Raw genomic sequence first — 20,699 nt, 5'->3', positions numbered from 1 at the left:
CGTTTTGCTGATCATCGCGGTCGAACTGGCTCTTATCTACACGCGGCTGGCCAGGAAGTAACTTCTCTCGTGCCCGGCGGCTCCCTGACCGGGAGCCGCCCTTAGGGGCGAACACCCAATTCTGCTATGAACCCGTGAAGTTTGAGGAGGAAATATGCGAGGTATACTCAGGGCGGCAGTCGTTCTCCTGCCGGTGTTGATCATGTCCTTGGCCGGGTGCGGCGGCAGCTCCAGTGGCAACACGAACCCCTTCACCCCGGGCACGGGTGATGCGAGCACGCCCACGGGATCTGGTACGGTGCTTTCGTATAAGCTCTCGTTGAGCGTGCCTGCCACGGTCGGTTCGAATGGCTCTGTCATAGCGACTGCTACGCTGACCGACTCGGAAAACAGGCCTGTATCACAACAGCCCATCAAGTTCGAGGCCATCGAAGGACCGGTCACCATCGCCACTCCCATACAGCAGACCGTCTCCGATGGGACCGCGGTCAATGTGGTGAAAGCTGATGAGACTACAACGTCGGCGGTTGACGTCATCCTCAAGGCGTCCTCTTCGGTAAACGGGCAGTTGGTCACCGCTGTCGCCATAACCAAAATTCTGCGTAGCGAAACCAACATCATCAAGTTTTTGACCACAAAAAGCCCCACCGATCCGGACGGCACGTTGAACACCATCAAGGTAAGCCTGAATGCCGTTCCACTTCCTTCTGATCCCAGGATGATTCTGCAACTGGTTCCCTTCCAGGTGCTGGACAATAACGGCTACCCGCGCACCCGCGTCCCGGTAACGGTCAGTGTCTACAGCGAGATCGGGAATTGTCCCGTGTTCATCGACTCACCGGAAACCCTGCAGCAGACCGTCACCACGGATGACACCGGCAAGGGGATCTTCAATGCCGGTGTGGTAGTGGCCGTTCCTGAAATAGGCAGTGAAAACTCGTGCTCGCTGGTATACAAGGTCGAGGCGCCGGACTGGAGCAACCCTGCGGCCAAAATCTTCTCCTACGGCGGCTTTATTGCGACACTGGTGAACACCCAGGCCAATAGCCAGCCGTCATCAAACTGATATGATCACCAAGGGGGACTACTTGATGCGCCTTATCACTTCCTTACTGATGGGACTGCTGCTACTCACGTCGAACGTCTTCGCCGCCGGTATCGACGGCAGGATCGGCCTTACCGGAAAGCTCGGCTTCCAGATGCCGTTGCAGGATGACCTGATCAGCGGCACCACCAAGTCCGGTACCGGCTTCGCCGCGGGCGGCGGTCTCATCTACGGCTTCGGCAGTAACTTCGCTGCCGAGCTAGACATCACCCATGCGCCGTCACTGTCGGTCGAGAACGGCAGCGGGAAAGTAGGGGACGTCACCCTCACTGACTTCTCCCTTGGGCTGCAGTACCGCTTCACCCCGGACAGGCAGTTGGTTCCCTACCTCGGGGCGGGGGTCGATTTCATCCAGGGGAGCTTCACCAACAAGTACAACGGCAAGTTCGACCTGTCCTGGACGACGGGAGGGCATGTCAGCGCCGGCGTGGACTACTTCGTGACCAGGGGGATCGCCTTGACGGCGGAACTGAAGGGCGTCTTCGCGCCCACCGGCGACCTGAAATCGACCGCCAACGAGTACGACCCCACCAGCTTCCTGGGCATGGTCGGCGTGCGGCTCTTCCTTCCGGAACACCCCTTCGACTGACCATGACGGCGGTGGATCTCGATACCGGCAAGGTGCTGGCCCGGGAAGTTGACCTGGCCGACAGCTTCTTCGCCCGGCTGAAAGGTCTCCTCGGGCGGCGCGAGCTTCCCGCCGGGAGAGGGCTATGGATCAGGCCCTGCAGCAGCGTGCACACCTTCGGGATGAGATTCACCATCGACGTGCTTTTCATGGACCGGGACATGCGGGTGGTGGCCGTGGCGAAGACGCTGCGCCCCAACCGCGTGTCCCCTTTTTGCTCTCGGGCCTACAGTGTGCTGGAACTGCCTGCCGGTGTCCTCGACGCCGATGTTACCGCGGTGGGAAACCGGATTGAGATTACGTGAAGTTCCTGCCCGCAAGCCTTCCACGGCTAAGACCCGGTGTAGACGTCAGCTGGATCCGGTAGTGAACTGAAAAGGTGGCATGGATTGATCAAACCCAAAAGCGGCTCTTCCTTCCTGGTTCCATCGATCGGAGACTTCCTTTTTATCTCCGTTTTTCTGCTCATGACCGTCCATTCCGGGAAGAACCTGCTCGGCGACGGCGATACCGGCTACCACGTCCGCGCCGGCGAGTACATCCTGAAGACCCTGACCATCCCCCGTTACGACATGTTCTCCTACCTTTCCCCGCCGCTGCCCTGGACCGCGCACGAATGGCTGTCCGAGGTTCTTATGGCGGTCATCCACCGTTTCTCCGGGCTGACCGGCGTTGTCACCTTCTACGCTTTCCTGATCGCGCTCACTTTCTACCTCTTGTTCAAGGTTGTCGATGCAACCCTCGACAACATAATTGTTTCCATCCCCTTGGTCATCCTGACCACTGCCGCCTCGTGCCTGCACTGGCTAGCGAGACCCCACATCATCTCCATGTTGTTCATGGTGATCTGGCACCGCCTGCTGGACCGGTTCCAGTACGAGGACCGGCGCCAAGGGCTCTACCTGCTGCCCGTCATCATGCTCCTTTGGGTCAACCTGCATGGGGGCTTCATGGGGGGCTTCATGCTGCTCGGGGTCTACCTGCTGGGCAACGGCCTCGACCTGGTGCTCAAAAAGGGGGGGGAGGGGCGGCCAAGCCTGGAGAAGTTGCGCGCCCTCGGCGTGGCCACCGGGGTGTGCCTGGTCGTCACCCTGATGAATCCCTACGGCTTTCACATCCTGCTGTTCCCCTTCCAGTTGACCTCCTCCAAGGATCTCATGGACACGGTTTCTGAGTTTCTCTCGCCCAATTTCCACGAGAGTTACGTCAGGTGGTTCGAGGTCTACCTGCTGGGGTTGGTGGCCACCCTAGGCTTCTCCAAGGTGAAGCTGAACTTCATCGAGGCCGCCCTGATGGTCCTCTTCCTCTACATGGCACTGTTCTCCGCCCGGTACATACCACTTTTCGTCATCGTGGTGACCCCGATCTGGGGGAAACACCTGGACCAGATGCTCAAGGGATCCGATCTGAAACTGGCCACGTTCCTCAAAACCCGGTCCCGCAACATTGCCGCCATCGATGCCAGGTCCTACGGCCATCTCTGGCCTGCTGTCGCTGTCGGCGCCGTGCTTGTAGCCATCTATACGGGTAAAATAGAGTTCACTTTCAGCCCTGAAGTTAAACCGGTAGCCGCCATCGAATTCCTCAAGAAGGAAAGGATCAGCGGCAACATGTTCAACAATGACGAATTCGGAGACTGTGTCATCTACAGTGCAGCCCCGATGTACAAGGTGTTCATCGATGGCAGGCTCGACATGTACGGTGGCGCCAGGGTGAAGGAATACAAGAAGGTGACCAACTTTCAGCAGGGGTGGGAAGGGGTGTTAGACAAGTACCGCATCTCCTGGGTCTTTTTCGACGCCAACGCGCCCTTTTCTCGGTACCTGCAGGCCAACCCGGGTTGGAAGCTCATCTACGCCGACAAGGTGGCCAACATCTTTGTCCGCAACGTGCCACAGTACCAGTACCTTATCAGGAAGTATCCTGCGGTCCGCCCTGTCCCAAAGGACGACAAGGACGACAAGGTCTGATCGGGTAGCAGAAGGGACTGTAAAGTGGCAAAGTTCCGCCTCGCCAATCGAGCCTCTGCGAAGAGGGCAGGTGGATTTGCAGGGATCATTACCTGGAACAGCAAGTTTCCACCGCATCTGGAATAACTATGGAAGACCATATCCGGTTGATAAAAAGGAGGAGACGCCTTGACGGGGCCTGGTCAGTTGCCGGGTCGCTGGTCGTGCACGCGCTGCTGTTCCTCGCGCTGACGTCATCGTCGCTTTTCTATCCCCAAACCGGACTCAGCGCGCGGTTCGACATCCTCTGGCTTGACACGTCCTCGTTGCCCATGGCGCCAACCGCACTCCCCGCAGAGACCAGTAGCGCTCCCATGGCCACGGCGCAGGTCGATCCGCAGCCTGCCAGCGGTGCCGCTGCTACTGTGCTGCCGAAATCCCCTGTAACCGCAGTTGAAGAGTCCCTGCCCGAAGAACCTCTGCCCGCAGCAGTCCCAGAAACAGCCGACATCGAGATGGTGACCGCGAAAAGCGCCGGTAGCCAGCCGAAAAAGCTGGCGCAGGACCCTAAAAAGGGACTGGTGGTGGCCAAGGCCAAACCCGTTCAGGAAGAGCAGGAGGAAGCCGAGGTTGAGGAGCTGGATACACCGCCGCAACCGGATCCGGCCGAGGAGGCACGAGCCCGGGAAGAAGCCGAGCGCAAGCGACTCGCGGAGGTAAAGGCGGAACAGGAGCGGCAGGCCGAGGCGGAGGCCAAGCGGCAGCGTAAGGCGGCCCAGCAACAAGAGGCTGAACGCAAAGCCGCGGAAAAAAGAGACGCGGAGCGCAAGGCAGCCGAAGCGGCCAGGCAGAAAGCCGAGCAGGAGAAGGTGGCCCACGAAAAGGCGCTCCTGGAGCGCCGGGCAGCGGAAAAGGTACGCCAGGAAAAGCTGGCCCTGGAGCGGGAAAAGGCGGCAGCGGAGAAAGCCGAGCTGGAGCGCAAGGCCGCCGAGGCGAAACGTGCCGAACAGGAAATACTGGAAAAACGCCAGGCGGAGTTGCAGCGCCGGGCTGCGGATCGGGCCAGGCAGGAGCGGCTGGTCCGTGAACGTGAACGTGCCGTTGCCGAGAAGGAAGAGCAGGAGCGCCGCGTAGCAGCAGCCAAGGCCGAGCAGGAACAGCAGGAACAACGGGAGGCCGAACGGGAGCGCGTGGCGGCGGCCCGCGCCCTGGCCGAACAACAGGCCAAGGAACGGGAACTGTTGGCGGCCGAAAAGGCACGGCAGGAGCGTGAGGCTGTGGCCGAGAGAAAGCGGCGCGCAGATCAGGCCGCCCAGGAAAAGCGCAAGGCGGAGCAGGAGCGCAAGGCGGCCCAGCGCGCAGAAGCGGAGCGGTTGGCACGCGAGCGGGAGCAGCTGGAAGCCGAGAAGGCGGAGCAGCGCCGCCAGGCGGCAGCTGAGAAAAAGCGGCTGGCCGATCAGGCGGCCCAGGAAAAGCGCAAGGCGGAGCAGGAACGCAAGGCGGTCCAGCGCGCCGAAGCGGAGCGCCTGGCACGCGAGCGGGAGCAGCTGGAAGCCGAAAAAGCGGAACAGCGCCGCCAGGCGGCAGCCGAGAAGAAGCGGCTGGCCGAGCAGGTCGTGCAGGAAAAGCGCAAGGCAGAGCGGGAGCGCAAGGTCGCCCAGCGCGCCGAGGCGGATCGGGTCGCGCGAGAGCGGGAGCAGCTGGAGGCACAGCGGGCCGAACAACTACGCCAGGCTGCGGCCGAGAAAAAGCGCATTGCCGAGGAGAAGAAAAAGGCCGAACAGGATCGCAAGGCAGCCCTTCGTGCCGAGGCAGAACGGGCCGCACGCGAGCGTGAGCAACTGGCGGCCCGGCAGGAGGAGCAGCGCCGGCAGGCCGCGGCGGAGAAAAAGCGGCTGGCCGAACAGGCGCTGCTGGAGAAGAGAAAAGCGGAGCTGGAGCGTCAGTCGGCCCTGAAGGCCCAACAGGATAAGCTGGCGCAGGAGCGTGTCCAGGCAGCCGCACGCCAGGCGGAGCTGGCGCGTCTGGCCGCGGCTGAGAAGAAAAGGGCGGAGCAGGAGATGCTGGAGCGCAAGAGGGCAGAAGCCGAGCGTCTGGCCGCCATGCGCGCCCAGGCAGACCAACTCGCCCGCGAGCGCCTTGCCGCGGAGAAGGCCGAGCAGGCACGCCGTGCCGCGCTAGCCGCGGCGAGCCAGTTGCCGATGCCGGTGAAGCCTGCCGAACCGGCGAAGAAGGAGACGGTGGGGCCAAGACCGTCCGAGAAGCCGCCGGAAGAAAAAGGGGTAGTGATTCCCTCCATGCATGGCGACCTCAAGCTGATTGTTGCCGGCGCCAGCGACCTCAAGATCACGGTTTCCTTCAAGGAGTACCCGAAGTCGAAGCGGGGCAGGGCACTCAGCCGTTCAGAAGCAAGGCGCGAGCAGAAGATAACGCCAGTGGTAGTAAAGACGCCGGAAAAAACCAAGGAAGCCGTCATCGAAAAGGCCGGCGAGGGGATCTACACCTTCACGGCCGAGAGCGAAGGCAAAGAGGCGTCCAATGCCAAGTTCACCTTGAAGATCTTCGAGATGAGCAAGACCGGGAAGTTGAAGCAACTCGGTTCCCGGAACATTGCCGGCAAAGCCGTAGTGGCCCGGGTGCTGATGCCCGACGGCATCCTCTGGGAAGACGACGAAGCCTTCACCGGCACCATGCAGGACAGCGAAGGCATCACCAAGTTCAACGCCGACACCGGCCTCGTGTGGAAAGAGTACGGCCAGTAAAGACTGTAGTTGGTTCTTTGGAGATCTGCGACGTGCAGGGTATTTCCCACGAAGCAGTGGACCTGCCCAAGAGTCCCACCCTTTTGCTGAGCGGGGGCAGGGGGGATTTGCCTTGGCAGTTTGCCCCGCCTTTTTATTCCGGCCCCCTCCTCTTGACGATGAAGAAAGCGTTGAACTCCGCCACCTTGGTGTCCCCGTTGAAGATCTCAGCCACCCCGACGATCTTGCGCTCGTCCTGAGGGGTGGCGCGGGCCACAGCGCGGACCGAGCCTTCCCGAACGGCGGCGAAGAATTTCAGGTGCAGGTCCACCGTCACGAAGTCGGATCCCTCCGGCAGAATGCTCTTGATGGCCATGGCCACGGCGGTGTCGGCCAGGGAGGTGATAGCGCCTCCATGCATGAGCCCCACACCCTGCGCCAGTTTCAGTTTGAACGGCATGCTGAGGACCGCGCGTCCGTCACCGGCCTCCTCGATGCGCATGCCGAGGTACTCCTCGAAGGGGGCGCAGGCGATCCACCCCGAAAGCTGGAACTGCGCGGCGCTGCCCGTCATATCCTCGTCGTAGTGGTACACGAAACCTCCTTTTTGCTTGTGATGCCCGTGGGAGCCCGATGATAAGCAGGCCTGGTACAGGTAAAGATGCCATCCTTTTCTACGTTTCCCTCGCGGCGTTGACAGTCGCATCGGTGTGGCCGATCTGGGCGAGCCGTCTCCTGCCGATGCAGGACTACCCGCAACACCTGTTCCTCGCCCAGGTGATGGCCACCTATCACGACCCCTCGTACAACTGGCAGGAGTTCTACCGGATCGACCTCGGCGTGCGCCCGTACATGCTGTGGTACCTCGCCATGAAAGTGCTCACCCTGGTCTGCGCGGTCGAGACTGCGGGTAAGATCCTTTTTTCACTTTACATACTGCTGATGGGCCTGCTGGCGTTGGTTGCGCGGCGCCTCGCGCCGCCGAGCGGCTACCCCTGGGGCAGCCTGCTCCTCTTCCCCTTTGCCTTCAACCAGATGTACTTCCTGGGGTTCCCAAATTTCGTCCTGTCGCTGCCGTTGATTTTCCTCGCCCTGTTGGACCTCGATGCGCTGGCTGCTGGGCCTTCGGTGGGAAGGGTGGCACGCCACGGCATGTACCTGATCCTTCTTTTCCTGATCCACCCGTACAGCCTGCTGGTCTACATAGCCCTTTCCGCGACGCCCGCCTTGACCTCGATCGCCCAGCGCAAGCAGTTGCTGCGGACCTTGCTGCCGGCGGCGGTCATGGCGGTGGTCATTGGTGTCTGGTACATGGCCCAGCATGGCCCAAGCGCCACCCCTACCAGCGTACCGTGGAGCGTGCGTTGGTTGGTGCCGCACCGCTCCCTGGCATTTTACCTGCTCCAGTTCACCGGGATGCGCATCATTGGCGGACCGGACTGGTCCTGCGTCATGATATGGGTGGTCGTCGCTGTCGTCTTCGATATGGCATGGAGGCGTCGTACCGACCAGGACACTATCGACAAGCGCTTTCTGGCCTGGTTCGCCGCGTCACTGGTCGGCATCTTCGTCCTTCCTTTCTGGATGGGCTACTACTCCTACTTCAACCTTCGCCTCGCGCCAGTCTCCTATTTCTCGTTGGCGCTGCTTCTGTGCTGTCTGCGGATCCCGTTTCGTCATGCCGCGCTGCTCACCGTATGCGCGCTGGCGCTGCTGATACAATCGATTCGCCTGCAGCATGCGGTCGCCTTCGAGAAGGAAGCTATCCTCCCTGTGGCTGCGGTTGCGCAGAAGAACTCGCTTGTACTTCCACTCGTGTACCGGTCCGATTCGCCTTTTCTGGACCCTTACTACTTCAACGAGATCCATAGCCACGACGCCGAATACTACCAGATGTTTGCGGGAGGAGGGGCAACGCCGACGCTGTTCCCCAACGCCATGATGCCGGTACAGTACCAGCCGGGAGTGGTGCTTCCCTACCCGAAAAAGCCGGCAGACTTCTCTTGGGAGCGGTACGGCACGTATTACGATTACCTGCTGGTTCGCAGCGCTCCCGGGTCGCTTTACCCGGACTTGTTCCGCTACTGTGACCTTGTTGCCAAGTCAGGTCCTTGGGAGGTTTTCAAGAACAGGACGGCGCGCAAGTCGCAGTGATGCTGCATGCGCTGGTCGGTGCAAGATACAAAATGCCCTTACCTTGGGCAACCTTAAAGTTCCTGTTGGATACTTGAAGGAAATACCAGGATGTGGAACCTTCTCACAGACATCCTAGCCAGGGCTCGTTCCTGTCGGATCGGCATTGCGTACGCCTTGCTTGCCCTCGGTGCTTGTTGTTTCGCGGCTCAGCCCCTGGTCCGGCAGGCACTCCCCCTCGCGCACGACGTGGGATTTCATCTTTTCCAGGCCGATCAGTTTGCCAGTTCCCTTCACAGCGGAGTCATCTTGCCGCGCTGGGTTGCCGATGCCAACATGGGGTACGGCAGTCCCAATTTCGTTTTTTATGCCCCTCTTAGTTATTACTTGACGGCTGCCCTTAACCTGTTGTCAGGCTCTGTTCAGGCCGCGATGATCGTGACCATTTTGCTTGCATTCTTTATTTCGGGGATCGCCATGTTCCACGCTGCCGGACGGTTGTGCGGCCGGGAAGGTGCCTTGGTTGCGGGGATCCTGTATCAGGTGTTGCCATACCACCTGCTTGACCTTTATGCTCGCTGTACCCTTGCTGAGTTGTTCGCCTTCACCTGGTTCCCCTTGGTCTTTCTCTTCGCGCACGGAGTGTTCAGCTCCGATCGCAAACACCTTCATGCTGCGGGGCTGAGCGTCACCTATGCTGCTCTGATCCTCACCCATCTTGTGTCCGGCTATATTTTTACCCCGGTCCTGCTCGCCTTTTTCGTATTTGAGTACTTGTCCCATAAGAAGGTGAGGGACGCCACTCTGGCCATGACCGCAATGGCGGGTGGCCTGGGGCTCGCGTCCTTTTACCTGGTGCCGGTCGTCTTCGAGAGGAAGTTCGTCCACATCGACTTCATCGTCCGATGCTTCGTGGGAAATTTCAGGGATAACTTCCTGTTCTGGCTGGGGCACGCGCCGCAGGGATTGCATAATTTCGGGGCCATGCTACATCTCGCCACCATTTTGGACCTGGTCGTATTCATCTCGCTGGTTGCTGTGCTACGGGGCGGGGCGAAAGAGAAAGAGGAGGGGGAGCATACCTTTTTCACCCTGCTGTTCCTGGTTGCCCTCTTCATGACAACGCCCTTGTCCGGACCGCTGTGGGTGGCACTCCCCGGCTTAGCCACCCTGCAATTCCCTTGGCGTTTCCTGTCGCTGATGGAGGTTTCCTTGTGTTTCCTCGCCGGGAAGGTGGTTTCAGGAGGTGCCGGATGTGCAGGTTCTGGGACGCGTGATAAGGCCGTGGTGTACTCCCTGCTTACGGTACTGTTGGTCGGGGGGATCATTGTGGCCAAGAGCGGTAGCACCATCGCAGCAGGATACCGGGGCTATCCCGTGGCACGGGAATACACCCCTGCGACGGTAACGGAACTTGATGCACTGCTGACTAAAAAAACAATAAAAGTTGAAACTGTTGCCGGTACCGCATCGTCGCAGGTACGGGAGTGGTTACCGGAGCGTCGTGTCCTGGCGGCAAATGCTTCGACGCGAGCTGTCGTGAGGGTCGCCACCTCGTACTATCCAGGCTGGATAGCCGACATTGACGGAGTCGCCGTGCCGGTCGGGGTGGAGACAGGAAGTGGAGCAATTCTCATCGGGGTCGCTCCTGGAAATCATCTCGTTACCCTCAGGTTCGTCGACACACCTTTGCGGGCAGCCGCTAAATACATTTCCGCTGCATTTTTTACGATGCTACTTGGCTACCTAGCCTTCACTGTAGGGCAAATGATCACAGAGAAACAAAATATAGCCGTAGAAAGGAAGATGTCATGAACTACTGCACGAAGTCGTTAACCGTGGCTGCCTTGGCAGTGGCAGTCGCCTGTCCTGCTTTTGCCGACACCCTGGTCATCACGTACGCCTCCGGTGAGGTACAGACAGTTACCTTGTCGGGCCCCGCTAAGGATATCCAGGATGTCTCCGTCGGAGAAACCTCCGTCCCCCTTTCGGAAAAGGTGAGGAACTTTCTCCTGGGGAAACCGCCGGCATCAGACCAGGCTCGGGGTAAAGAGTCAGCCGGAGCGGCAAAAAAACAAAGCCCGCTGCTGAAGTGGGCTCCGCCAGTTTCGGAATGAGCCCGACACTATGATACGGTCCTTTCCCGTTACACCTGTTCGTTGTCACCAGCCCTTACGATCGAGGAAGGGAGCCTGGTGTCGTCCCAGCCGCTTGACATGTGCAAGGTGCTTTATATCCTTTAGCCCGTTAGCTATATCTAATTTTGCGTGGAAACCAACGCACCAACGGCAAAGGAGGCATCAATGGTCATGCAAAGGAGGATAAAGAGGGACTATCACCGGTTTGGTCCGAAAGAATTTCTCGCATTTTCACAGAAGGTGCAGCTTAGCCTGATTGGCAACAAGAACTACCCCGATTCGGTTTGGGGGGGCAATGCCGCGCTCCTGCAAAAGATCGTAGAACTGGTGACGGCGTTGGTGACAGCCTACCGTCTGGCTAGTAATGGCGATCGGCTTCTGATCCGCGAGCGGGACAAACTTATAGAAGAGGTCATAGCCCTCCTCGATGAGATGGCCTCGTTCCTGGAAGCGGTGTCGATGCGGAATCCCGATGCCTTGTACACCACCGGTTTTAACATCGCTCAGGAGCGTAGAAGTTTCCGCAGGGCCAAGGTTGCTCTTACCGCTTCTGCCGATTTTACTGTCACCAATTCCGGTGAACCGAGAAAGGCTATGGCTAGCGCAAGTCCTGTGCATGGCGCCTATAACTACGAGATTCACATCAACACCAAGGATCCTGCGGTCGAGTCGGATTGGTTTCACAAATCCATGTTCCCGGATGCCAGAAACATGGTCTTGGATAACCTGGACCCGGTGAACACCTTCTTCAGGATGAGACAACACGGTCCCGATGGCCCCGGTCCCTGGTCTTCAATCACCAGTGTCCTGATCTCCTGACGTTCCTTCCACATCCAGCGAGGGTGCCACCAAGGCACCCTCGTTCCGTTTTCTTCCAACCACGCGCCTCAATGGTTGTACCAGCGCATCCAAGCTGGTTCCTAACTCACAACCAAAAAAAATTCCTTCCCCCTCATTAATGTACTTACGCCCTAACCAGGAGTTCGTGTCTCCTAACTAGGATGTCCTGACCCCTAACTAGGAGGTCCTGACCCCTAACTAGGAGGTCGTGTCCCCTAACTAGGAGGTCGGGTCCCCTAACTAGGAGGTCGCGTCCCCTAACTAGGAGGTCGCGTTCCCTAACTAGGAGGTCGCGTTCCCTAACTAGGTTGTCGTGTCCCCTAACTAGGAGGTCGCTTCCCCTAACTAGGAGGTCGCTTCCCCTAACGAGGAGGTCGTGTCCCCTAACGAGGAAGTCGTGTCCCTTAACGAGGAAGTCGTGTCCCTTAACGAGGAGGTCGCGTTCTTTAACTAGGAGGTCGCGTCTCCTAACCAGGAGGTCTCGTTTCTCTGTGGTGGCCCTTGCGGAAAGTTCTGATAAAATTAGAATAAGTACATGAGTGAGGCGGGCCCGCAACCCGTACCGACGCAAAACCTCGCCAAGCGATCCAAACAAGCTCTTACATAAGAGGTTCTATGCTAACTTTCAAGGAGGTTGCCGAGACGGTTGGCGTCGTTATCGACGGGGCAGGTGTGATAGCCATTTGTGTCGGTCTAGTGGTGGCGGTAACCAGGTATGCCGTCCAAGGTCGTAGGGTCGAGGACGGATTTAAGCAGTTGCGTCAGGACCTCGGACGGGGGATCCTGCTCGGCCTGGAATTTCTTGTTGCAGCGGACATCATCCGCACCGTTGCCGTAACCCCCACCCTGGGAGGGGTGTTAGTTCTGGGCGTTATAGTTGTTATTCGGACCTTTTTGAGCATGGCCTTGCAAGTAGAGCTTGAAGGCCACTGGCCCTGGCAGCGGAAACCGGAGGAAGCGCCTCCGAGCTGATAGAGCCGGTCGAAATTGTTCAGCCGTCGATTGGGTGGGCGGGGGTATCGAGCAGCAGCTGATAGAAGGCGAGGTCGAGCCACTTGCCGAACTTGAAGCCGACCTGGGGCAGGGTACCGACGTGTTTGAAGCCGAGTTGCTCGTGCAGTGCAATGCTGCCGGTGTTGGTGGCGTCGATGCCGCCTATCATGGCATGCATCCCGTTGCCGCGCGCCGCTGCTATTAACTCCTGCATCACGGACCGGCCAAGGCCGCGTCCGCGATGGTCCTTGTGCACATATACCGAGTGTTCCACCGTGTACTTGAAAGCGGGGAAAGCGCGGAATGTGCCGTAACTGCCAAATGCCAGCAGCACCCCGTTGCAGTCCTCGATACCGATAATCGGGAACCCCGCCGACCGTTTGGTCTCGAACCAGTTTTGCATGAATTGCCGTGTCCGCGGCTGGTACTCGTAGAGCGCAGTCGAGTGCACGATCGCATCATTGAAAATATCCAGTATCGCATCCCCGTGTCGCTCAAAGCTGCAGCGCACTACATTCTGTTCACTCATGTGATTCCTCAGGTCAAGTGGACGGCGCGAAGAACTGGTGGCGTGCCTCTCTTAAGGTGGCTACCAGCAACCCAAGCCCCAGGGAGCTGACGGCTACCGCTGCGATGCGGTTGAACGTGCCGCGCGACCGTGCGTAACCGGCTCGTACCTTGTCGCGGGAAAACAAGTACGCTAGAAACAGGTGATAGCAGCTCGAACTCACCATGACCATTACGATCACGGCTACTTGCAGGGCCCTGCTTGGAGTTGCAGGGAACGACGCCGCGAAGATGCTGCCAAAGAACAAGGCCGCTTTCGGGTTGGTCATGTTGGTAAGAAATCCGAGGCGGAATGCGGCGATAGCACTTTTAGAGGCACGCAGCTCCATCCGAGTCATTGCTCCCGAGGACGCACGCCAGAGGCGGCTGGCGATGTAGAGGAGGTAGATGCCGCCTCCTACCTGCAGCGTCAACCGCATCGCCGGGAAAACCACGAAGATTACGTGGATTCCGAACACCGCACTGACGCACCAGAGTGTAGAGCCTAAGGCAACTCCGAGTGCGGCAACGCATGCAGAGCGGCCCTGCTCGCTGGCGGCCAGTTGTGTTATTAAAAGGGTGTTGGCACCTGGGCTAAGAAGAATAGCGGCGTAAAGTAGCCAGATAGTCAAAAGAACTGAGAACACGGAGATACCTCTCACAGCATGAAGTTTGGGAAATGTAGCCCATTCTTAGTGTCAACGCAAGCACGTCCCCTCTAGCCCCCGAGGCAGCAGAAAACCTTTTTGCAACATTGACGATTGTTAATTTTGCAGTAGTGTCTCCAGTTGCATATGAGATTATCACCTAACCTAGAGGAGGTACGCAATGCGGCTACTTTCAAAAACGTGTGTGGTGGGGTGTTTGGGGGTGAGCGTCATATTGGGGGGAACCAGTCAGGGGCTGGCTCTACCAAAGCAGCAAACGTTCCATTGTGAATGCGACTGCTCGTACAACGGCCAGGTAGACCATAGCGTCAACTTCAGTGCTGGCGACTGCAGCGTAGCGATGGGTATGGTGTGTCAGGTTGAAGTTCCCCAGCAGGGAGTGTGGGTGATCAGGAACGGAGAAATCACCGGCTGTTTAGGTACTGCGGCTATAGGGACGCGGGCCATCGGCGCCATTGGAGTGGGGATTCCCTCCGTCAGGCAAGGCTCCTCCTCCCGCTAATAAGCTTTCCGCGCGAAGTTAAATGAGTGGGGGACGTTGCCGAGATTTTGACTTTCTGTCTTTGTTGCGCTTGTAAATCTCAAAATCTCAGCAACGTCCCTCCGATGTTTCAGGGCGGTAGCGGGGAGGAGTGAACCTCAAAAACAACCGCAATCGGCAGCGCGCGGCGACGGGGCCGGTCTACAGCGGCATGCCGAGGCGGCGCATCTTTTCGACCAGGGTGGTGCGGTTGATGCTGAGCATCGCGGCGGCGCGGGCTTTGACGCCGCCGGATAACTGCAAGGCTTCGCCGATCATGCGCTTTTCAATCTCACTGATGGCCTGCACCATGTCGATACCGGCGGGGGTGACGCTGACGGAGTGGGCGCCTTCCTGGTAGTTCTTGGCGATGTTGGCGGGTAGGTCGCGCAGGGTAATAACATCGCCTTCGGTGAGCGCAACGATACGCTCCATGATGTTCTCCAATTCGCGCACGTTGCCGTTCCAGGGATACGCCTCCAACGCCTCCAACGCCTCTTTGTCGAGGTGCATGATGGGACGCTGCATGGAGTGGCAGTTCTTCGCCAGGAAGTGACGGGTGAGGGGGAGGATGTCCTCGATACGCTCGCGCAGCGGAGGAATGAGAACCGGGATCACGTTGAGTCGGTAAAAAAGGTCCTCACGGAAATTGCCGCGCGCGACTTCTTCCTCGAGGTTCACGTTGGTAGCGGAGATGACACGCACGTCGAGTTTTATCTGCTTGTTGGAACCGACGCGCTCGACTTCCTGCTCCTGGAGCACACGCAGCAGCTTGGTCTGCAGGTGCATCGGGAGGGTGCCGATCTCGTCGAGGAAAATGGTGCCGTAGTTGGCGGCCTCGAACTTACCTACCTTTTCCTTTACCGCACCGGTGAAGGCTCCCTTTACGTGACCGAACAGTTCGCTCTCCAGGAGATTCTCGGGGATGGCGGAGCAGTTGACGGCAATGAACGGCTTGTCCTTTCTGTTGCCGTTGAAATGGATCGCCTTGGCGACCAGCTCCTTGCCGGTACCGGATTCGCCCAGGATGAGGACGGTGGAGTCGGTCTTGATGATCCGCTTCATGCGCGAGAAGAGCTGCTGCATGGCCTGCGAGTTACCGATAATATTGGCGAACTCGTACTTGTCCTGCAACTGCTTCTTGAGGTAGACGTTTTCGCTTAACAGCTGCCCTTTCTCGACGGCCTTGTCGATGATGATGCGCAGCTCTTCGATGTTGAGGGGCTTGGTGATGTAGTCGTAGGCACCTTTCTTCATCGCCTGCACCGCGGTCTCGGCGGAACCGTGACCGGTGACCAGGATGACTTCGGTGTGCGGGGAGTCCTGCTTCACCCGGGTCAGGATGTCGATGCCGTTCATGTCGGGCAGAAACAGGTCGCTGATGACGATGTCGAACGGCTCGCCGGCCAACTGGTCCAGGCCTTCCTTGCCGCTGGAGCACCCCTTGATGGCAAAGCCGCTCGCCTTGAGCAAGATGAGCATCGCCTCGCGGCTGCCGTCGTCGTCTTCTATGAGCAGTATTTTTATGGTGGGTTTCATTCGGTGAGTTCCCAGTGTTAGAGATTTCTTCAATAACATGGATGAAAGCATTTGGCAATATGCATATTTGACGTAAAGCCTTGTTCCGATATACTTACGCGGGTTTATCGCCCTTTATTAAGCAGTATCCGCGGAGGAAATCATGAACGTCGTGAACCTGTTTCCGGTGCTTATCGTCCTGTTTTTCATCGTGGCTTTCTTGGCCAATGCAATCCGCATCCTCCCTGAATACGAGCGGGGGGTACTGTTCCGGCTGGGGCGGGTTAAAAAGGTACGCGGCCCTGGTCTCGTGCTGATCATTCCCGGCATCGACCGGCTGGTACGCGTTTCGCTGCGCATCGTGGCCATGGACGTTCCCTCCCAGGACGTGATCACCCACGACAACGTCACCGTGAAGGTTTCCGCGGTCATCTACTTCCGCGTGGTGGATGCTGTGCGGGCGGTGGTCGAGATGGAGAACTACCTGTACGCCACCAGCCAGCTTTCCCAGACGACGCTCAGGAGCGTGCTCGGGCAGGTTGACCTGGACGAACTCCTCGCCAACCGCGAGAAGATCAACAAGGAACTCCAGGAGATCCTGGACCGGCAGACTGAGCCCTGGGGGGTGAAGGTCTCCACGGTCGAGGTGAAGAACATCGACCTGCCGCAGGAGATGCAGCGAGCCATCGCCAGGCAGGCGGAGGCCGAGCGCGAGCGGCGCGCCAAGGTCATCCACGCTGAGGGCGAGTTGCAGGCCTCGGAGAAACTGGCGCAGGCGGCGACCATCATGGGGAACGAGCCGATGTCGCTGCAGTTGCGGTACTTGCAGACGTTGACGGAGATCGCGGCGGAAAAAAACTCCACCACCATCTTCCCGGTGCCTATCGACTTGATTAAGATGTTTATTGATAAGATGGGGACATAGGGGATTGGAGGGGCGGGGTGGCAAGTTAAAAGCAGACTAAAAAGAGGCAAATCATCCCTCCTGTCCCTCCTTCGCAAAGGGGATACCGTGGCATGTGCGACGCTTTGACTGGAGCAGTTGCCGGCTGCATTCAAAGTTGACTATGTAATGGCGATGTGAGACATTGGCGCAATCTTAAACTGTCGGCAAAGGCGTGGTAACGGCGGATGGACCTGAAAGAGGCACGGACCGACAATCGGAACAGACATCCTTGGGAAACTTCCCGGCGGGATGCCTTGCTGGAGATTCTGTCCGACTTCCTGACACCGGGAATGCGAGTCCTCGATATTGGGTGCGGCGACGGTTTTATCGCGGAGAGCCTTGGCAAAGAGATCCCGGGTCTGAAGATCACGGCGGTGGATACCAACCTTTCCGATCAGCAGATTGCCGAGTTCTCCGCCACCAAGGGGGGGATCGACTTCCGGAAGGAGTTGCCCGATGAATCGAGCTTCGACCTGGTGCTGCTGCTGGACGTGATGGAGCATGTCCAAACTGATCACTCCTTTCTTGCCGGCATCGTCGAGCGCCACGTGGCGGGCAAAGGGCTGGTCCTGATCACGGTACCGGCGTTTCAGGCCATCTTTAGCGGGCACGATTACTTCCTGGGGCACTACCGGCGCTATAGCCTGCCACAGTTACTGCGGGTGGTCGAGGAGGCCGGGCTGACATCCCGCCGCTGCGGTTACCTCTTCTTCTCGTTGCTGCTGCCAAAGCTGGTGCTGTTCAAGGTGCTCAAATCCGCCGACTCTTCAGAAGGGGTGGGGCATTGGCGCAAAGGGCCTTTGCTTACCTCCCTGATCCACTTGGCTCTCAAGCTGGACAACAAGATTCTCCTTGCCGCAGGCCGGTTGGGTATCAAGATACCGGGCCTGACAGGATGGGTGCTGTGCGACAAACACGGATAGTAGTCCCCTGTTACAACGAATCGCAGCGCCTGCAACCGCACTCGTTCCTCGCCGCCTTGCGCAGCGATCCCTCCTTGTCCTTTCTCTTCGTTAACGACGGCAGCAGAGACGATACGCTCAGGATTCTCACCTCCATCAGGGACAAGAACCCGGCCCAGGTCGACGTGCTCGACCTCGAGGTAAACTGCGGCAAGGCGGAGGCGGTCCGACGCGGTATCCTGGAGGCGAGCGAGGGACCGTTTGACTACATCGGGTATTGGGACGCGGACCTGGCCACCCCCCTGGAGGTCATCACCGAGTTCCGCGAGGTGCTGGAGAAGCGCCATGTCGATGCCGTGCTGGGAGCGCGTGTTCGACTGCTGGGCAGGAGGATCAAGCGCAGACCTCTGCGACATTACCTGGGCAGGATTTTTGCGACTTTCGCCTCGCTGCTTCTCGGCATGAATGTCTACGACACCCAGTGCGGCGCCAAGATCTTCCGCAATTCCACGGCGTTGAAAATTGTCTTCTCCAGTCCCTTCAAGGTGAGATGGACCTTCGATGTCGAGGTCCTGGCCAGGTTTCCCCTGGTGCTTGAAGCCCCTAGCCTCGAAGTGTGCGCCAATTGGGTCGAATACCCCCTCGAGGAATGGTATGACGTCAAAGGTTCCAAGGTTTCCATGACGGATTACCTGAAGGCGATGGCGGAGTTTGCCACCTTGTTCGTGTACCTGAGGACGCCAGCCCGGAAGGGGTATAAACGCTACCTGGATGGCTGGAACAGTCGGCCGGTGGAATCACGGGTCTGACCACACTACCTGCCTAGCGTATACCCTGCTTGCCAACGGCTCAGCCTCAGGTAACATAGTACGTGAACGACACTGAGAAGATAATTCGAGAACGTGCTATTTGATTTCAAGGAGGAAAACCTGATGCTGACCCAAAAGCTGTGCGTCGCTCTCAACAACCAACTGAATAATGAGCTTTACTCTGCCTACCTCTATCTATCCATGTCTTCTTATGCCGCTTCCATCGGACTCAAAGGGAGTGCCAACTGGTTCATGGTCCAGTACCAGGAAGAAATGGTTCACGCCATGAAATTCTACAACTACATCAACAGCCGCGGCGAGCACGTGAAGCTGCAGGCGATCGACGCCCCGCCGGCCGAGTTCAAGAACCTCCTGGACATGTTCGAACAGACCCTGAAGCACGAGCTTACCATCACTGCGTCCATCAACGGACTCACCGACCTTGCCCTGTCCGAAAAGGATCACGCCACCAACATCTTCCTGCAGTGGTTCGTCACCGAGCAGATCGAGGAGGAGGAGAACGACAGGGATATCATCGGTAAGCTGAAGCTGATCGGGGATAATGGGCAGGGGCTATTGATGCTTGACACAGAGCTGGCGGCTAGGGTGTTTGTGCCGCCGCCGACTACGGCGGCGTAAGGGAGGCTTCCGGGAGCCAAATCGCCCCTGTCCCCCCTTCGCAAAAGGGGGGGACGTGGTGCTTCGCGTCGACGCTTCTTGGATGCGGCACTGCTGAGCTGGTGAATTTTGAAAAGAAAAAGGGCCCCGTTGCTGCGGGCCCTTTTTTTATTGCTATCGGTGGAGCAGGGGACTTAGTTCTTCTCGATCTTGGCGGTCTTTTTGAGTTGCTCGACCAGGCTGGTGACTTCCTGCTGCACTTTTTGCTTTTTCAGAAAGTCGGCTATCTTGTCTTTTACGTTCTCGAACTTCTCGGCACCGGCTTCCTGCTTATCGGTCACCTTGATGATGTGATAGCCAAACTCGGACTCGACCACGCCGCTCACTTCGCCGACCTTGAGCGCAAAAGCGGCCTTATCGAAGGCGGGTACCATTTCGCCGCGACCGAAGGCGCCGAGATCGCCACCCTGGCTCGCGGAGGGGCAGGAAGATTCGGCCTTGGCAACCGCGGCAAAATCTTCACCGGCCTTCACGCGCTTAAGCAGCGCTTCGGCTTTCTCCTTGGCGCGCTTGCGCTCCTCCGGCGTGGCTTTCCCGTCGGCACTCACCAGGATATGGCTCGCGCGGACGGCTTCCGGCTGCTTGAAGTACTGGTCCTTGTTGTCCTCGTAAAACTTCTTCGCCTCGGCATCGGTGGCCGCCGCCTTGGCGGTGAACTTCTGCTCGATGAAGTTGTTGATCACGATGTCCTTGCGGGTGAAGTCCTGCATGTCCTGCATGGTCATGTCGACGCTCTTCAGCGCGTCGATGAACTCCTGGTCGGTCTTGAACTTGGCGCGGTTCTGGGCCACCTTGTCGTTGACCTGTTTGTCGAGGTCGGGAATCTCCAGCTTGTTGGCTTCCTGGTACAGAAGCTCAACGGAGGTGAGCTGGTCCAATACGGCGGCTTCGGCCTCTTTCTGGGCTTCGGGCGTTAAGGGCTGGTTCACCTGGCTCTGCGCCAGCATGACCTTGAGGGCGCGATCGAGATCGAGTTTGGTGATCACCGAGTTGTTGACGTGCAATACCACGATGGCCGCTGCCTTGGCGACCGGCTTGGCCGCGGTGCTGCTGGCTTCTTCAGCAAGTGCTGCAGCGGGAAGTGTCAAGGCCATGAGCAGGGCGGCAGCGACAGGTACAGAGGATTTCTTGAAGGAAAACATGCACATCTCCTTTTAAGTTTTATTGTCGGCGGATAGTAGCATCTAATGCAGTTCAATTCAAATCAGAAAACAGAAAGGCGGGAAAAGCGTCTTTATTTGCTGTTGGGGGTTTTAATGTGCTGCGGAATGTGGTAAGAATGACTGCACATTTTTCTCCGGTTATAACTTCCAGAACCAAAAGGAGTATACGACATGTCGAAGAAAAGCGAACAGGCCGCTCTGTTGGCCTTCCTGGCCGGAGCCGCGGTAGCTGCGGGTGCCGCTCTCCTCTTTACCCCGAAAACCGGTCGCGAGGTCCGCGAGAAGCTGGGCGAAGCGAAAGACGAGGCGATGGACAAGCTGAAAGGGTGCGTGAAAAACGCGAAGCTGCGCTCCAGGAAGAACGGCTCCGATCAGATGAACTACGACGGCGGCGACTGCTGGATATAACGTAACAAGGCCGG

At 58.4% G+C, this 20,699-nt stretch carries 20 protein-coding genes; 14 read left to right on the top strand and 6 right to left on the bottom strand.

Features of this window, described 5'->3' with window-relative positions; all coding sequences use genetic code 11:
• Nucleotides 1–154 precede the first annotated feature (154 nt).
• The 5 genes from K7R21_RS07165 to K7R21_RS07145 all read left to right on the top strand — a co-directional run bounded on the left by K7R21_RS07165 (nt 155) and on the right by K7R21_RS07145 (nt 6,444).
• Nucleotides 155–1,066 (top strand): hypothetical protein, encoded by a 912-nt coding sequence (locus K7R21_RS07165; RefSeq protein ID WP_224982584.1) that lies wholly within the window; start codon nt 155–157, stop codon nt 1,064–1,066.
• 25 nt (nt 1,067–1,091) lie between these two features.
• Complete coding sequence (locus K7R21_RS07160) at nt 1,092–1,694, top strand: porin family protein (RefSeq protein ID WP_224982583.1); 603 nt, start codon at nt 1,092–1,094, stop codon at nt 1,692–1,694.
• 2 nt (nt 1,695–1,696) lie between these two features.
• Nucleotides 1,697–2,038 carry a DUF192 domain-containing protein gene (locus K7R21_RS07155; RefSeq protein WP_224982582.1) on the top strand — a complete coding sequence of 114 codons (342 nt, stop codon included), beginning with the start codon at nt 1,697–1,699 and terminating at the stop codon, nt 2,036–2,038.
• 84 nt (nt 2,039–2,122) lie between these two features.
• Entirely contained in the window at nt 2,123–3,703 is a 1,581-nt protein-coding gene (locus K7R21_RS07150; protein ID WP_224982581.1) for a hypothetical protein, read from the top strand.
• 128 nt (nt 3,704–3,831) lie between these two features.
• A complete protein-coding gene (locus tag K7R21_RS07145; RefSeq protein WP_224982580.1) occupies nt 3,832–6,444 on the top strand; it encodes a hypothetical protein in 2,613 nt (870 codons plus the stop codon).
• Nucleotides 6,445–6,577: 133 nt separating this feature from the next.
• On the opposite strand, the gene K7R21_RS07140 is transcribed toward K7R21_RS07145, so the two are convergent.
• The gene (locus tag K7R21_RS07140; RefSeq protein WP_224982579.1) at nt 6,578–7,018 is read right to left on the bottom strand and encodes a PaaI family thioesterase; all 441 of its coding nucleotides are present in this window, start codon (nt 7,016–7,018) and stop codon (nt 6,578–6,580) included.
• A 38-nt stretch (nt 7,019–7,056) separates the two neighbouring features.
• Here K7R21_RS07140 and K7R21_RS07135 point away from each other — a divergent pair, with 38 nt between their 5' ends.
• The 3 genes from K7R21_RS07135 to K7R21_RS07125 all read left to right on the top strand — a co-directional run bounded on the left by K7R21_RS07135 (nt 7,057) and on the right by K7R21_RS07125 (nt 11,513).
• Nucleotides 7,057–8,577, top strand: coding sequence for a hypothetical protein (locus tag K7R21_RS07135; protein ID WP_224982578.1), 1,521 nt, complete (start codon nt 7,057–7,059; stop codon nt 8,575–8,577).
• 90 nt (nt 8,578–8,667) lie between these two features.
• Complete coding sequence (locus K7R21_RS07130) at nt 8,668–10,371, top strand: 6-pyruvoyl-tetrahydropterin synthase-related protein (RefSeq protein ID WP_224982577.1); 1,704 nt, start codon at nt 8,668–8,670, stop codon at nt 10,369–10,371.
• 488 nt (nt 10,372–10,859) lie between these two features.
• Nucleotides 10,860–11,513 (top strand): hypothetical protein, encoded by a 654-nt coding sequence (locus K7R21_RS07125; RefSeq protein ID WP_224982576.1) that lies wholly within the window; start codon nt 10,860–10,862, stop codon nt 11,511–11,513.
• 145 nt (nt 11,514–11,658) lie between these two features.
• On the opposite strand, the gene K7R21_RS07120 is transcribed toward K7R21_RS07125, so the two are convergent.
• Nucleotides 11,659–12,129 (bottom strand): hypothetical protein, encoded by a 471-nt coding sequence (locus tag K7R21_RS07120; protein ID WP_224982575.1) that lies wholly within the window; start codon nt 12,127–12,129, stop codon nt 11,659–11,661.
• A gap of 20 nt (nt 12,130–12,149) precedes the next feature.
• Between K7R21_RS07120 and K7R21_RS07115 the strand changes: the two genes are divergently transcribed.
• Nucleotides 12,150–12,506 (top strand): DUF1622 domain-containing protein, encoded by a 357-nt coding sequence (locus K7R21_RS07115; protein ID WP_224982574.1) that lies wholly within the window; start codon nt 12,150–12,152, stop codon nt 12,504–12,506.
• A 19-nt stretch (nt 12,507–12,525) separates the two neighbouring features.
• Here K7R21_RS07115 and K7R21_RS07110 read toward each other — a convergent pair whose 3' ends face one another.
• From K7R21_RS07110 to K7R21_RS07100, 3 genes are all read right to left on the bottom strand, one after another.
• Complete coding sequence (locus K7R21_RS07110; RefSeq protein ID WP_224982573.1) at nt 12,526–13,056, bottom strand: GNAT family N-acetyltransferase; 531 nt, start codon at nt 13,054–13,056, stop codon at nt 12,526–12,528.
• A 13-nt stretch (nt 13,057–13,069) separates the two neighbouring features.
• Complete coding sequence (locus K7R21_RS07105) at nt 13,070–13,720, bottom strand: LysE family translocator (protein WP_224982572.1); 651 nt, start codon at nt 13,718–13,720, stop codon at nt 13,070–13,072.
• Between the two features lie 703 nt (nt 13,721–14,423).
• The gene (locus K7R21_RS07100; protein WP_224982571.1) at nt 14,424–15,800 is read right to left on the bottom strand and encodes a sigma-54-dependent transcriptional regulator; all 1,377 of its coding nucleotides are present in this window, start codon (nt 15,798–15,800) and stop codon (nt 14,424–14,426) included.
• A gap of 142 nt (nt 15,801–15,942) precedes the next feature.
• Here K7R21_RS07100 and K7R21_RS07095 point away from each other — a divergent pair, with 142 nt between their 5' ends.
• The 4 genes from K7R21_RS07095 (at nt 15,943) to K7R21_RS07080 (ending at nt 19,075) form a co-directional block, all read left to right on the top strand.
• On the top strand, nt 15,943–16,704 hold the full coding sequence (locus K7R21_RS07095) for a slipin family protein (protein ID WP_224982570.1): 762 nt from the start codon (nt 15,943–15,945) through the stop codon (nt 16,702–16,704).
• A 275-nt stretch (nt 16,705–16,979) separates the two neighbouring features.
• A complete protein-coding gene (locus tag K7R21_RS07090) occupies nt 16,980–17,648 on the top strand; it encodes a class I SAM-dependent methyltransferase (protein ID WP_263630532.1) in 669 nt (222 codons plus the stop codon).
• Nucleotides 17,630–18,436, top strand: a complete 807-nt coding sequence (locus K7R21_RS07085) for a glycosyltransferase (RefSeq protein WP_224982568.1) — start codon at nt 17,630–17,632, stop codon at nt 18,434–18,436. Before K7R21_RS07090 ends, K7R21_RS07085 begins: the two co-directional genes overlap by 19 nt.
• A 123-nt stretch (nt 18,437–18,559) precedes the next feature.
• Nucleotides 18,560–19,075, top strand: a complete 516-nt coding sequence (locus K7R21_RS07080; RefSeq protein WP_224982567.1) for a ferritin — start codon at nt 18,560–18,562, stop codon at nt 19,073–19,075.
• A 173-nt stretch (nt 19,076–19,248) separates the two neighbouring features.
• Here K7R21_RS07080 and K7R21_RS07075 read toward each other — a convergent pair whose 3' ends face one another.
• Nucleotides 19,249–20,256, bottom strand: coding sequence for a peptidylprolyl isomerase (locus K7R21_RS07075; RefSeq protein ID WP_224982566.1), 1,008 nt, complete (start codon nt 20,254–20,256; stop codon nt 19,249–19,251).
• Nucleotides 20,257–20,448: 192 nt separating this feature from the next.
• Here K7R21_RS07075 and K7R21_RS07070 point away from each other — a divergent pair, with 192 nt between their 5' ends.
• Nucleotides 20,449–20,685 (top strand): YtxH domain-containing protein, encoded by a 237-nt coding sequence (locus tag K7R21_RS07070; RefSeq protein ID WP_224982565.1) that lies wholly within the window; start codon nt 20,449–20,451, stop codon nt 20,683–20,685.
• Nucleotides 20,686–20,699: the final 14 nt, after the last annotated feature.

This window comes from Geomonas agri (assembly GCF_020179605.1).
Classification (GTDB): Bacteria; Desulfobacterota; Desulfuromonadia; order Geobacterales; family Geobacteraceae; genus Geomonas; species Geomonas agri.
Note: the sequence above shows the minus strand (reverse complement) of the source record. Positions and strands in the feature narration are given on the sequence as shown.